The 11,964-nt window shown below is 66.7% G+C and carries 16 protein-coding genes; 8 read left to right on the forward strand and 8 right to left on the reverse strand.

Annotated elements, in window-relative coordinates:
* Positions 1–27 precede the first annotated feature (27 nt).
* On the reverse strand, positions 28–924 hold the full coding sequence (locus SSKA14_RS10080; RefSeq protein ID WP_008268036.1) for an RNA polymerase sigma-70 factor: 897 nt from the start codon (positions 922–924) through the stop codon (positions 28–30).
* A 118-nt stretch (positions 925–1,042) separates the two neighbouring features.
* On the opposite strand from SSKA14_RS10080, the gene SSKA14_RS10085 reads away from it, so the two are divergent.
* From SSKA14_RS10085 to SSKA14_RS10095, 3 genes are all read left to right on the forward strand, one after another.
* Positions 1,043–2,560, forward strand: a complete 1,518-nt coding sequence (locus SSKA14_RS10085) for a fumarate hydratase (RefSeq protein ID WP_008268808.1) — start codon at positions 1,043–1,045, stop codon at positions 2,558–2,560.
* 120 nt (positions 2,561–2,680) lie between these two features.
* Positions 2,681–3,019 carry a hypothetical protein gene (locus tag SSKA14_RS10090; RefSeq protein ID WP_008266270.1) on the forward strand — a complete coding sequence of 113 codons (339 nt, stop codon included), beginning with the start codon at positions 2,681–2,683 and terminating at the stop codon, positions 3,017–3,019.
* Between the two features lie 57 nt (positions 3,020–3,076).
* The gene (locus tag SSKA14_RS10095) at positions 3,077–3,712 is read left to right on the forward strand and encodes a glutathione S-transferase family protein (protein ID WP_008266502.1); all 636 of its coding nucleotides are present in this window, start codon (positions 3,077–3,079) and stop codon (positions 3,710–3,712) included.
* Positions 3,713–3,785: 73 nt separating this feature from the next.
* Here the strand turns inward: SSKA14_RS10095 and arsC are convergent, their stop codons facing one another.
* The 3 genes from arsC to SSKA14_RS10110 all read right to left on the reverse strand — a co-directional run bounded on the left by arsC (position 3,786) and on the right by SSKA14_RS10110 (position 5,886).
* Positions 3,786–4,127: an arsenate reductase (glutaredoxin) gene (gene arsC, locus SSKA14_RS10100; RefSeq protein WP_008265260.1), complete on the reverse strand. Its 342-nt coding sequence runs from the start codon at positions 4,125–4,127 to the stop codon at positions 3,786–3,788.
* Entirely contained in the window at positions 4,127–5,281 is a 1,155-nt protein-coding gene (locus tag SSKA14_RS10105) for a phospholipase A (RefSeq protein WP_040007407.1), read from the reverse strand. The genes arsC and SSKA14_RS10105 overlap by 1 nt, the downstream gene beginning before the upstream one ends.
* 119 nt (positions 5,282–5,400) lie before the next feature.
* The gene (locus SSKA14_RS10110) at positions 5,401–5,886 is read right to left on the reverse strand and encodes a DUF456 domain-containing protein (RefSeq protein WP_040007409.1); all 486 of its coding nucleotides are present in this window, start codon (positions 5,884–5,886) and stop codon (positions 5,401–5,403) included.
* Positions 5,887–6,121: 235 nt separating this feature from the next.
* Between SSKA14_RS10110 and SSKA14_RS10115 the strand changes: the two genes are divergently transcribed.
* Positions 6,122–6,331 (forward strand): cold-shock protein, encoded by a 210-nt coding sequence (locus SSKA14_RS10115; RefSeq protein ID WP_008266039.1) that lies wholly within the window; start codon positions 6,122–6,124, stop codon positions 6,329–6,331.
* Positions 6,332–6,403: 72 nt separating this feature from the next.
* Here the strand turns inward: SSKA14_RS10115 and SSKA14_RS10120 are convergent, their stop codons facing one another.
* Positions 6,404–6,898 carry a glycine zipper 2TM domain-containing protein gene (locus SSKA14_RS10120; protein WP_008264629.1) on the reverse strand — a complete coding sequence of 165 codons (495 nt, stop codon included), beginning with the start codon at positions 6,896–6,898 and terminating at the stop codon, positions 6,404–6,406.
* 135 nt (positions 6,899–7,033) lie between these two features.
* Positions 7,034–7,468: a hypothetical protein gene (locus tag SSKA14_RS10125; RefSeq protein WP_040007410.1), complete on the reverse strand. Its 435-nt coding sequence runs from the start codon at positions 7,466–7,468 to the stop codon at positions 7,034–7,036.
* 79 nt (positions 7,469–7,547) lie between these two features.
* Between SSKA14_RS10125 and SSKA14_RS10130 the strand changes: the two genes are divergently transcribed.
* Positions 7,548–8,372: a tRNA threonylcarbamoyladenosine dehydratase gene (locus tag SSKA14_RS10130; RefSeq protein ID WP_006455263.1), complete on the forward strand. Its 825-nt coding sequence runs from the start codon at positions 7,548–7,550 to the stop codon at positions 8,370–8,372.
* A 33-nt stretch (positions 8,373–8,405) separates the two neighbouring features.
* On the opposite strand, the gene SSKA14_RS10135 is transcribed toward SSKA14_RS10130, so the two are convergent.
* Together SSKA14_RS10135 and SSKA14_RS10140 are read right to left on the reverse strand one after the other, a co-directional pair.
* The gene (locus tag SSKA14_RS10135) at positions 8,406–9,179 is read right to left on the reverse strand and encodes a TatD family hydrolase (protein ID WP_008265061.1); all 774 of its coding nucleotides are present in this window, start codon (positions 9,177–9,179) and stop codon (positions 8,406–8,408) included.
* Positions 9,176–9,391: a DUF6116 family protein gene (locus SSKA14_RS10140; RefSeq protein WP_040007412.1), complete on the reverse strand. Its 216-nt coding sequence runs from the start codon at positions 9,389–9,391 to the stop codon at positions 9,176–9,178. The genes SSKA14_RS10135 and SSKA14_RS10140 overlap by 4 nt, the downstream gene beginning before the upstream one ends.
* Before the next feature lie 163 nt (positions 9,392–9,554).
* On the opposite strand from SSKA14_RS10140, the gene SSKA14_RS10145 reads away from it, so the two are divergent.
* The 3 genes from SSKA14_RS10145 to SSKA14_RS10155 all read left to right on the forward strand — a co-directional run bounded on the left by SSKA14_RS10145 (position 9,555) and on the right by SSKA14_RS10155 (position 11,906).
* Entirely contained in the window at positions 9,555–10,400 is an 846-nt protein-coding gene (locus tag SSKA14_RS10145; RefSeq protein ID WP_040009548.1) for a glycine zipper 2TM domain-containing protein, read from the forward strand.
* 130 nt (positions 10,401–10,530) lie between these two features.
* Positions 10,531–11,073, forward strand: a complete 543-nt coding sequence (locus SSKA14_RS10150) for a GNAT family N-acetyltransferase (RefSeq protein WP_008266160.1) — start codon at positions 10,531–10,533, stop codon at positions 11,071–11,073.
* A gap of 176 nt (positions 11,074–11,249) precedes the next feature.
* Complete coding sequence (locus SSKA14_RS10155) at positions 11,250–11,906, forward strand: glutathione S-transferase family protein (protein WP_040009551.1); 657 nt, start codon at positions 11,250–11,252, stop codon at positions 11,904–11,906.
* The last annotated feature ends 58 nt before the right edge of the window (positions 11,907–11,964 follow it).

An 11,964-nucleotide genomic window follows, 5' to 3' on the forward strand; every position in this document is an offset into this window, starting at 1 on the left:
CACGGCGGCCACGGTGGCCGCCTTTCACTACCAGGACGCCGCAGCGTCCCGGCGCGTGACAACCTGCGGCAGCTTTTCCGGATTCAGCACGCTGTACACCTGGGCGATGCGGCCATCGACCACCTCGATGGTGGTGACCGAATGCAGGCGATCACCGATGAAACGCAGGATCGCCGGTTCGCCATTGACGTAGCCCAATTGCGCCGGATGCACGGCGCCGCGGCGGGCGATGGCCCAGAACAGGCGGCCGATGCGTTCGGCGCCCAGCAGCGGGCGCACCGCTGCGGTGACCACGCCGCCGCCGTCGGAAACCAGCAGTGCGTTGGCGTGCAGCAGGGCCTGGATCGCCTCGCTGTCGCCGCGCTGGGAGGCGTCCATGAAGCGCGCCAGCAGCTGCCGGTGCTGGCTGGCGTCGGCGTTGAAGCGCGGCCGCCCGGCCTGCAGGCGTTGCTTTGCCCGGTGCACCAGCTGCCGGCAGTTGGCCTCGCTGTGACCGAGAAGCTCGGCAATTTCGCGGTAATCGTGATCAAACGCTTCCTTCAGCAGGAACGCGGCCCGCTCTTCCGGGCCGAGCTGCTCCAGCAGGGTCAGGAAGGCCACCGAGACGTCATCGGCAAACGCGTGCAGCTGGGCCGGGCCGGGCGCCGGGTCCGGCTCCAGGGTGACCGCCAGCGGCTCGGCCAGCCACGGGCCGACGTAGTGCACGCGCTCGCGCTTGGCCGCGCGCAGCCGGTCCAGGCCGAGCCGGGTGGTGGCGGTGACCAGCCATGCTTCGGGGTCGCGGACGCTGGCCGGGTCGGCGCCCGACCAGCGCAGCCAGGCGTCCTGGACCACGTCCTCGGCGTCGGCGCGGCTGCCGAGCAGGCGGTAGGCCAAGGCCATCAGGCGCGGACGGTGGGTCTGGAAGGCGGTTTCGGCGTTCATGTGGGCAAGGACGCCGCGGCGGGCAGGGACGTGACACGAATGTACAACGGCACCCCCGGTGGCAGAGGGGGTAAAATGCGCGGATTACCCCCGCCAGCCTCCAGCAAGCGAGCAAGTCGTGACATCGATCAAGCAGGAAGACCTCATCCAGTCCATCGCCGACGCGCTGCAGTACATCTCGTACTACCACCCGGTCGACTACATCAAGAACCTTGCCGCCGCCTACGAGCGCGAGGAGTCGCCGGCCGCGAAGGAGGCGATGGCCCAGATCCTGATCAATTCGCGGATGTGCGCCGAAGGCCACCGTCCGATCTGCCAGGACACCGGCATCGTCACCGTGTTCCTGGAAATCGGCATGGACGTGCGCTGGGACGACGCCACCATGGGCGTGGAGGACATGGCCAATGAAGGCGTGCGCCGCGCCTACATGCACCCGGACAACAAGCTGCGCGCCTCGGTGCTGGCTGATCCGGCCGGCAAGCGCATCAACACCAAGGACAACACCCCGGGCGTGGTCAACGTCAAGGTGGTGCCGGGCAACACGGTCGACGTCATCGTCGCTGCCAAGGGCGGTGGTTCGGAAGCCAAGACCAAGTTCGCCATGCTCAACCCGTCCGACTCCATCGTCGACTGGGTGCTGAAGACCGTGCCGACCATGGGCGCCGGCTGGTGCCCGCCGGGCATGCTCGGCATCGGCATCGGTGGCACCGCTGAAAAGGCGATGCTGCTGGCCAAGGAAGCACTGATGGAGCCGATCGACATCACCGAGCTGCAGGCCCGGGGTGCGTCCAACCGCATCGAAGAGCTGCGCCTGGAGCTGTACGAGAAGGTCAATGCGCTGGGCATCGGCGCACAGGGCCTGGGTGGCCTGACCACCGTGCTCGACATCAAGATCAACGATTACCCGACCCATGCGGCCAACCTGCCGGTGGCGATGATCCCGAACTGCGCGGCCACCCGCCATGCGCACTTCACCCTCGATGGCAGCGGCCCGGTGATGCTGGACCCGCCGTCGCTGGAAGATTGGCCGAAGCTGACCTATGACGCGTCCAAGGGCACCCGCGTGGACCTGGACACGATCACGCCGGAAGACGTGGCCAGCTGGAAGCCGGGCCAGACCCTGCTGCTCAACGGCAAGCTGCTGACCGGCCGCGACGCCGCGCACAAGCGCATGGTCGACATGCTCAACAAGGGCGAGCAGCTGCCGGTCGACCTGAAGGGCCGCTTCATCTACTACGTCGGCCCGGTCGATCCGGTGCGTGACGAAGTGGTGGGCCCGGCCGGCCCGACCACCGCCACCCGCATGGACAAGTTCACCCGCCAGGTGCTGGAACAGACCGGCCTGCTGGGCATGGTCGGCAAGGCCGAGCGCGGCCCGGCGGCGATCGAAGCGATCCGTGACAACAAGTCGGCCTACCTGATGGCCGTCGGTGGTTCGGCCTACCTGGTGTCCAAGGCGATCAAGGCGGCCAAGGTGGTCGGTTTCGCCGATCTGGGCATGGAAGCGATCTACGAGTTCACCGTGCAGGACATGCCGGTAACCGTGGCCGTCGATTCCACCGGTGAGTCGGTGCACAAGACCGGCCCGCGCGAGTGGCAGGCCCGCATCGGCAAGATTCCGGTGGTGGTGGAGTAATCCTCCCGCATTCGATCCAGGCAACGGCGCCCTCGTGGCGCCGTTGTTGCATGTGGAGGATCAACGATCCTGCAACCGTTGGCCTGCTAGGCTCTGCACGACCTCACACAGGACGTGTCCATGACCCTGCATCGATCCATCATGGTGGGCTTCATGTTTGCCCTGGCCGGCTGCAGCACGCCGGCCTCTTACGAAGGTGCGGATTTTTCCGCGTCCTCGCAGTGCCGCGTGCAGTGCCAGTCCGGCTATCGCAGCTGCATGGCGGCGAATGGCTCCCTCGACAGCCGCCAGAGCAATTGCGAGCAGCAGGTGGTGCCGGCGCCTGACAAGCGCTGCAAGGACGTTGCCAACCCTGAACTGCGCCGTGCCTGTGAACTGAAGACGCATGACTGCACGATGCGCGCGCCGATGATGTCCTGTGGTGAACAGCGGGATACCTGCATGAGCCGTTGCGGCTGAGCAACGACCGCTCGTGTGGGCGCATAATCGGCCGATCCACCCGCACAGGATCTGCGCATGAGCACCACGCTGTATGGTTCGACCAGTACCGCCGCGCTGGTGGTGCACTGGCTGTTGATCGAGCTGGGCATCGAGCACGAGCTGGTGTTGCTGGATTTCGACGCACGCGAGCACAAGGCGGCGGAGTACCTGGCGCTGAATCCGGCCGGAGTGGTGCCGACGCTGATGATCGATGGCCTGGTTCTGACCGAGGCGGCAGCGATCGCGCTGTACCTGGCCGACCGTCATCCGGACGCCGGCCTGCTGCCTGCGGTGGGTACGCCCCAGCGCGGTGATGCCTATCGCTGGATGTTCTGGTGCGCCAATACGCTGCAACCGGCCTATCGGGCCTGGTTCTATCCGCACGAAGTGGCCGGCGAGGCGCATGTGCAGGCCAGCCGCGAGATGGCACGGCAGCGCCTGGAAGCGGCCTGGCAGCAGGTGGCCACGCATCTGCAGGCGCACGGCCCGTATCTGTTGGGTGCAACGCCGTGCGTGGTCGACTACATGCTGGTGATGCTGATGCGCTGGTCGCGCAACATGCCGAAGCCCAGCGACACCTGGCCGGCGCTCAAGGCGCACGCGTCTACGATGAAAGCGCGCCCTGCATTCGCCGAGGTCTACCGCCGCGAAGGCATCACCGACTGGCTGTAACCCGAAAAGGGGACGGAGGGGATTAAGTCGCTAATGCACCAACGACATGATCCCCTCGGTCCCTTTTTCCCGGTTACAGGATCTGCAGCACCGTTTCCGGTGGGCGGCACAGCCGCGTGCCCTTGGGCGTGCGCACCACCGGCCGGTTGATCAACCGCGGGTGCTCGGCCATTGCAGCCAACAACGTGGCATCGTCGGCTTGTTCCAGGCCGAGCTCGGCGAACGCTGCTTCCTTGCTGCGCACCAGGTCGCGTGCACTCAATCCCGACGCGGCCAGTACCTGGCGCAGCACGGCGACATCGGGTGGATTGCCCAGGTAGTCGACCACCACCGGCTCGAAGCCGGCATCGCGGATCAGCTTCAGTGCGCCGCGCGAGTTGCTGCAGGCCGGGTTGTGCCAGATCGTCACGTCCATCAGAACCACTCCAGCAGGGACACGCCCACGCCGACATAGGTGGCCTTGTGGTTGTAGTCGATCAGGCTTTCGCCGTAGCCATCGAAGATCTGCACATGTCCGCGCAGCAGGTTGCTGATCGGGAAGCCATAGTCCAGCTGCAGTGCGCCATGCGAGCGACTGCCGGTGCGCAGCGAATGGCGCGCCATCAGCGCGACCTCGTGGCCGTTGCGGTTCCAGATCAGGGTCGCGTCGCCGCGGCCCATGTAGTCCTCGATGTCCGGGTTGTTGTCGTCGCTGCGGGTCTCGGGAATGCGGTACCACGGGCGCAGCACCAGTGCCCAGTTCTCGCGGTCCAGGCCGATGTTCAGCATCACCCGGTTCCAGCTGCGTGACAGCGGATCGGCACGGCCGTTGGACTGGTGGTTCAGCGCGATGCCGGTCATGCGTCCGCGCCAGCCACCGATCGAATAGCCGTTGCGGAACACCATCATCACTTCGGGTTCGTAGTTGGTTTCGCGGAACGGACGCGAATCCTCGCCGTTGTAGGCCTGCCAGCGCGAGCTCTGGGTATAGCCGGCCCAGATGTCGCCGTTGTCGCCGAACAGGTTCTCGGCGACCTTGGTCTTGAAGCTGATCTGGAACTTCAGTTCGGCACTGTCCAGCACCTGCGGCGTGGTGACCGTGTTGGCCGGGTTCGGCGAATGCGGCGTGGTGTTGCGGTCGCTGGTCCAGAACGCAGGCAGCAGGTACACCGGCTTGTAGGCGCGCAGCTGGAACGGCCCGAGCTTGGAGTCTTCGGCCAGTTCCCAGCGACTGTCCAGCAGGGAACCGCGGCCGGCATTGGCCAGCGCGCTGTCCGGCGTGGCCGGACGGAACAGGTCGCTGACCCGTTCGCGCAGCTTCTCCTCGCCCTGGCTCACCCGCGCGGTCTGCCGCTCTTCGCGGCGCGCCTGCGCGGCCGCTTCTGCGGCAGCATCGGCTGCCGCGGTGGCCTGCGGGGTATGCGCGAACAGGCGGTCATAGCAGGCCAGGCGGGCCGCATCGGTGGTGATGGCCGCGCAGGCAGCGGGTGAGGTGTCGGTGCTGGGCACGAACTCCTGCGCCGCCAGCGGTGCGCTGGCCAGGGCCAGCGCCAGCGGCGCAAGGCGGGGAAGCAACGGGGGGAGGGTCATTCCAACAGGCCCTTCGGTGAATACGGGGATCGCACAGTGTGGCGGCTGCACCGGATCGCGGCCAGCCCCCACGGTTTATGCACGGCCCCCGCGTGCGCAGGGCGTGAAGGCCGCACCGGTTACAGGAACCAGGCGAAGGCGAACAGGCCCAGCATGGCAATCACCACCGCCAGCTTCAGCGCCAGGCCGAGCAGGATGCCGAGCCAGGTGGCCAGGCCGACCCTGGTCGAGCGTCCCAGTTCGCGGGTGTGCCAGTACTCGCCAAGCAGGGCCCCGATGAGCGGCCCGGCGAACAGGCCGATCGGCATGAAGAACAGGCCGACGATGCTGCCGACGAAGGTCCCCCAGAGTGCCTTGCGGCTGGCACCAACCCGCTGCGCGCCGACCACGGTGGCCAGCACGTCCACCAGCAGTGAGAGCAGGGTGAGCACGCCGAGGGCGACCAGCGTCGGCCAACCGACATGGACGAAGCCGTCAGCCCAGGCCGCCAGCAGCAGTCCGATGAACACCAGCGGGATGCCGGGAAGGGCCGGAAGGATGATTCCGGCGATGCCGACGAGGACAAAAATGACCGCTAGCAGATATAAGATGAATGAGAGTCCCATGCTGTCCCGTATGGTGGTCGATTTGGGGTTGACAGTGAAAGATTTTGTCAGTTGATTTTTCGTTTTGGGCGAGTTAAGTTGCAGTCGCTGAGCTTGGCAAGGTCACCGTGGATCGTGGCCTGATGAAGCAAGATCTTCCCGATCCGCTGCATCGATGCACCTCGCTTCCCCCTTGCTTGTCAGCCGCCCGCCAGGCGTTTCCAACAACAAGAGAGAGTCCAAGGGAGTTAGTGAGATGGCTGATCGCGAGACCGGTACCGTAAAGTGGTTCAATGATGCAAAGGGCTTCGGCTTCATCAGCCGGCAGAATGGCGAGGACGTGTTCGTGCACTTCCGCGCCATCGAGACCCATGGCTTCAAGAGCCTCAAGGAAGGCCAGTCGGTGACCTTCGAAGTCGTGCAGGGGCAGAAGGGCCTGCAGGCTGACAAGGTGCAGCCGGTGTAATACCTGCCGCCCGTCGGCATGAAAAAGGCCCGCGCAAGCGGGCCTTTTTCTTTGCCTGTGGCCCGCCGCAGGTCAGCGCAGAATGACCCGCCCATTGACCACGCGCACATAGGTGTTCTCGCGGATGCCGCCGAGGTCACGCTGGTTGACCACGATGGTGCGGCCGTCGTCCATGCGCACGCTGATGTCATAGGTGTCGCTGGTGACGTTCTTCTGGATCTGGTTGCCGGCCAGCGCGCCGCCCACCGCACCTGCGGCAGCCGCGATGTTCTTGTTGCCGCGGCTGCCACCGGTGTGGTCGGAGATTTCGTGGCCGGCCACCGCGCCGACGATGCCGCCGAGGATTGCGCCGGTGGCGCTGGGCGCGGTGCGGCCGGACTGCACGGTGTTGATGCGGGTGACGATGCCACAGTCGGCGCAGCGGCCCTGGTTGTAGCCGCCGTTGTTGCCATAGCCGCCATTGTTGTAGCCATTGTTGTAACCACCACCGCCGTAGCCGGGCGAGGTGGCACAGCCGGCCAGGGCGAGGGTAGCAATGGCGCTGGCGGCGATGAGCTGGATCTTCATGGGGCGTCTCCTGGCCGTGAAGGCGGGTGCGTTGGGTGGTACTGCGTCATGCAGCAGGGTGGACGAATCGTCCCCTTTCGAACGTGAACAAGGCGCCAACCGCGCGTGCATTGCCCGGCTGCAGGATGAATGCGCTCAGCGGAAATCCTGGTGGCAGGCGCGGCAGTCGGCCTGCAGCGTATCCACCACCTTGGCCAGGGCCGTGCAGTCGCTGGGGGGCGCAGCCAGCGCAGCGTTGAGGTTGCCGCGCAGCCGGCTGGCGTGCTGCTGGAACTGCGCACTGTCCTTCAGCCCGGGAAACGCCAGGTCCAGATCGTTGGACAGCAGGCGAATGGCCTGCAGCCGCGGCACGCTGTCGGCCAGGCTGCAGCGGTTCTGCTGTTGGGCCTGCTGCAGCAGCTGCGACTGCCGCTGCATGACCTGCATCAGGCTGTCCGGGAACGGATCGCGGCGGGCTTTCAGGGCGCGGCCGACCATCACCGTGGCGATCAGGCCGATCAGCAGGCCCAGGCAAAGCATGAAGACGTAGCGGTGGGCGGTGGAGACAGGGCGGGGCGGGCTGGCGTTCATGCGGGCTCTCCGGGCGTGCAACGGTGGGTTCGATGCCGGCGCGCTGCAGGCGCCGGCACCTGCACGTTAAAATAGCCCGATGAACGAACAGGTCAAACAACGCTTTGCCGGCATCGAACGGCTGTATGGCGTGGGCGCGCTCGAGCGTCTGCAGGGCAGCCGCGTGGCGGTGGTGGGCATGGGCGGTGTCGGCTCATGGGTGGTGGAAGCGCTGGCGCGTTCGGCGGTCGGCCACCTGACCCTGATCGACGCCGATGACATCTGCGTGTCCAACACCAACCGGCAGCTGCCGGCGATGGAAGGCAACTACGGCCGCAACAAGGCCGAGGCGATGGCCGAGCGCTGCCGCGCGATCAATCCGGACATCGAAGCCGATGCCGTGCAGGCGTTCCTGACCGTCTCCAACATGGCCGAACTGCTGGATCGCGGTTTCGATCTGGTGATCGATGCCTGCGACAGTTTCCGGGTCAAGGTCGAGACCATCGCCTGGTGCCGCCGCCGCAAGCTGCCGCTGCTGACGGTAGGCGCCGCTGGCGGCCGCACCGATCCGACCCTGGTGCGCATCCGCGATGTCTCACGCACCGAGCACGATGCCATGCTGGCGTTGATCCGCAAGAAGCTGCGCAGCGAATTCAACTTCCCGAAGAATGCCAAGCGCTATTTCGGCGTGCCGGCGGTGTACTCGCTGGAAAACGTGAAGTACCCGCAGGCCGATGGCAGCGTGTGCGGCATCCGCCCGAACCTGGGCGCCGATGCGGCACTGAAGCTGGACTGCGGCGCAGGCCTGGGTGCCGCGACGCACATCACCGGCGCGTTCGCCTTCGCCGCGGTCGGCAAGGCGCTGGAAATGCTGCTGGAGCCGAAGAAAGTGAAGGCCGAAGCGGTCGAGGTCAGCGAGGTGTGATGGACCGTGCCGGCCAGCGGCCGGCACCTACCGTTACATTGCCGGCAGCGCGAACAGTCGCCGCGCGTTTCCGGTGGTGGCCTGTGCCACCGCATCCAGTTCCATTCCACGCAACGCCGCCACATGGCGGGCGATGATGGCCAGCCGCGCCGGTTCGTTGCGCTGGCCGCGAATGCCGGCGTCGGGTTGGTCCGGCGCATCGGTCTCCAGCAGCAGCTGTTCCAGCGGCATCCCGCGCACCAGTCGCTGCAGCCGCTGCGCGCGGTCGTAGGTCAGCGGGCCGCCCAGGCCCAGCAGGAAACCCTGCCTGTGCAGCTGCGCGGCCTGTTCCGGGCTGCCGGAAAAGCTGTGCACCACGCCACGCAGGCCACCGATGCGGCGGATCGCGGCGATCACCGCGTCCACCGCGCGCCGTGCATGCACGATCACCGGAAGATCGAACTCGCGGGCCAGCTCCAGCTGGCCAATGAAATAGGCCTGCTGCGCCTCGACATCCAGCCCTTCAACGAAGAAATCCAGGCCGCATTCGCCGATCGCGCAGGGGCGTTCGCGTTCGATCCACTCGCGCAGCAGCGGCAGGTGTTCGGGCCGGTGCTCGGCCAGGAACACCGGATGCAGGCCGTAGGCCGGGTACAGCCCCGGCGCCTGCCGGCAGACCTCGCGCAGCGTTGGCCAGCTGGCGGCAGTCACCGCAGGAACGACCTGCAGGCGAACGCCAGCGGCCCGCGCGCGATCAATCACCGCAGCGCGGTCGCGGTCGAACGCGCTGGCGTCCAGATGGCAGTGGCTGTCGACCAGCAGACTCAACGCTGTTCCAGCGGCGGGGGCGGGGTAGCGTTGCGGCTCTTCCAGTTGGCCAGCAACAGCGTGCCGAAGCCCAGCACCAGCTCGTCGACGAACGGGATCGGGTCCGGAATGAACAAGGTCAGCACGAACAGGCCGGCAGTGAGCTTGAACAGGGTGGGGTAGCGCAGCCGGCGCGCCCATTGCAGTACCGGCAGCAGCATCGCGTTGGCCATGGCGGGAATCCTCGTGGGGAACATGCAAACGCTACCACGGGCCCAGCATTTCCAGATGCTGAATGGGTTACGGCAATGAGCAGGAAATGTGGAGATTCCGTTCAGGCACGCCATGCTGCAATCTGGCCCGAGAACGTTGCGGATGGTCCGCAAGGAGCAGGTCATGAAAAGCACAACTACAACTGTCCTGGTCGCAGCGGGCGCGCTGCTGGTCGGTGGCATCGCCACCGCCGCCTTCATGAAGAGCGGCGACACGTCGCCCGATTCCATCAGCGCCGGAACCCCCAATGCCGAATCTCGCCTTGTCGATGGCAAGGCCGTCGACGATGGTGCGCGTGGTGACACGCTCGACCCGTCGGCGCCGCGCGGCCTGGAATACGCCGACGTGCTGAAGGTCGACCCGATCACCGAGAAGCAGAAGGCCTATGCCACCGTGATCGGTACCGACCCGGTGCGTGAGACCTCGACCACCCAGACCCCGCACGAAGTCTGCCAGGACGTGACGGTGCAGGAACGCCTGCCGGAGCGCGACGGCAACGTCGGCGGTACGGTGGTCGGTGCAGTGGTCGGTGGCCTGCTCGGCAACCAGGTGGGACGTGGCAATGGCCGCAAGGCGGCAACCGCTGCCGGTGCCGTGGCCGGTGGCTTCATCGGCAATGAGATCGACAAGCGTCATGTCGGTGGCCGCGTGGTCAACCGCACCGAGCGCCAGTGCCACACCGAGACCGCCACCTCCGAGTCGAGCCGCGTCACCGGCTACAACGTGACCTACCGCAACGAGGACGGCACCACTGGCACCATGCGCATGGCCAGCAAGCCGGGCAACCGCATCGCCATGGGCAACACCGATGTGGTCAAGGGCTACAACGTGACCTATCGCTACGACGGCGCTGAAAAGACCGTGCGCATGGACAACAAGCCGGCCAGCGATCGCCTGCCGGTGGTTGATGGTCAGCTGGTCACGCAGACCGCTGCCGCGGGCGCCACGGCTGCAGCCACGCGCCAGTAAACCCGGGCGCAACCCGCAGTAGCCAACGGGCCGGCGCATGCCGGCCCGTTTCGTTTTTCGGGCCGGAGTTCATCCGGAGAAGATGGCGATCGACGATCATGGTCGCCCCTTCCCACGACATGGAGTCGGCATGAGCATCTTCGACCTGCGCCTGGAAACCGAGCGGCTGATCCTGCGCCCCCTGCTGCGCGAGGACTACGAATCCTACCTGGCGTTCTGCGCTGACGAGGAAACGATGCGCACCCTGGGCGGCGTGCAGCCGCCTTCGGTGGCCTGGCGCGGCTTCTGCAGCCTGGCCGGCGCCTGGCAGCTGTTCGGCTTCTCGATGTTCAGCGTGATCGAGAAATCGAGCGGCGAATGGATCGGGCGGATGGGGCCCTGGCAACCGCAGGACTGGCCCGGTACCGAGGTTGGCTGGGGCATCCGTCATGCCAGCTGGGGCCGGGGCTATGCGCCGGAAGCGGCGGTCGCGGCGATCGACTGGGCCTTCGATACGCTGGGCTGGGACGAGGTGATCCATACCATCGCCGAGAACAACGAGAACTCGCGCGCCGTGGCGCGCAAGCTCGGCAGCACGTTGTTGCGCATGGGTGAATTGCCCCCACCCTACAACGACAAGCCGATGCAGATCTGGGGCCAGTCACGCGAGCAGTGGAGAAAACGCGCGCGCTGAGCGTTGCCTGGTAGTGCCGGCCGCTGGCCGGCAATCGCTTGGATGCGGCTGCATGGAGGATGCCGGCCAGCGGCCGGCACTACCGCGTGGCCATGCTGCACCCGCGCTTGGCATTCATCGGCGTGCTTGCCAGACTGCAGGCAGCCGGCCGCCGGCCGGAACCGATGGAGCAGGCGATGGTGGAAGAGCGCGTCCCGTTGACGGTGCATGGCATGTCGGTCTCGGGCAATTGCCACAAGGTACGCCTGCTGCTGGAGCAGCTCGGCAGCCGCTACCGCTGGGTGGAAGTGGACAGTGCCCATGGCCAGACCCACACCGCTGAATTCCTTGCGCTGAACCCGAATGCCAAGGTGCCGCTGATCGTGCGTGATGATGGCCGCGTGCTGACCGAGTCCAACGCGATCCTGTTCTGGCTGGCCGAAGGCACGCCGTACCTGCCCAGTGACGGCTGGGAGCGCGCGCAGGCGTTGAGCTGGATGTTCTTTGAGCAATACACGCATGAGCCGTGCGTGGCCGTGGCGCGCTTCATCCGTGGCTGGACGGCTGCCGATTCGCCGCGCCGCGCCGAACTGCCCAGGCTGCACGAGCGCGCCGCCACCGCGTTGGCGGTGATGGAGCAGCACCTGCGCCAGGCGCAGTGGTTCACTGGCAGCGAGTACGGCATCGCCGACATCGCGCTGTTCGCCTACACCGACGTCGCTGGCGAGGGCGGCATCGGCCTGGCGCCGTTCCCCGAAGTGCGCGCCTGGCTGCAGCGCGTGCGAGGGCAGCCGCGCTTCCTGCCGATGCCGGCGGTGACTGCCGAGGTGCGCGCACGCTTCGACGCCGCGTGAGTCCCACAGGGTAGCGCCGGGCCACGCCCGGCGGAACGCAACAACGACACGGAGGGTG

Origin of the sequence: Stenotrophomonas sp. SKA14 (assembly GCF_000158575.1) — a bacterium.
Lineage (GTDB): Bacteria > Pseudomonadota > Gammaproteobacteria > Xanthomonadales > Xanthomonadaceae > Stenotrophomonas > Stenotrophomonas forensis.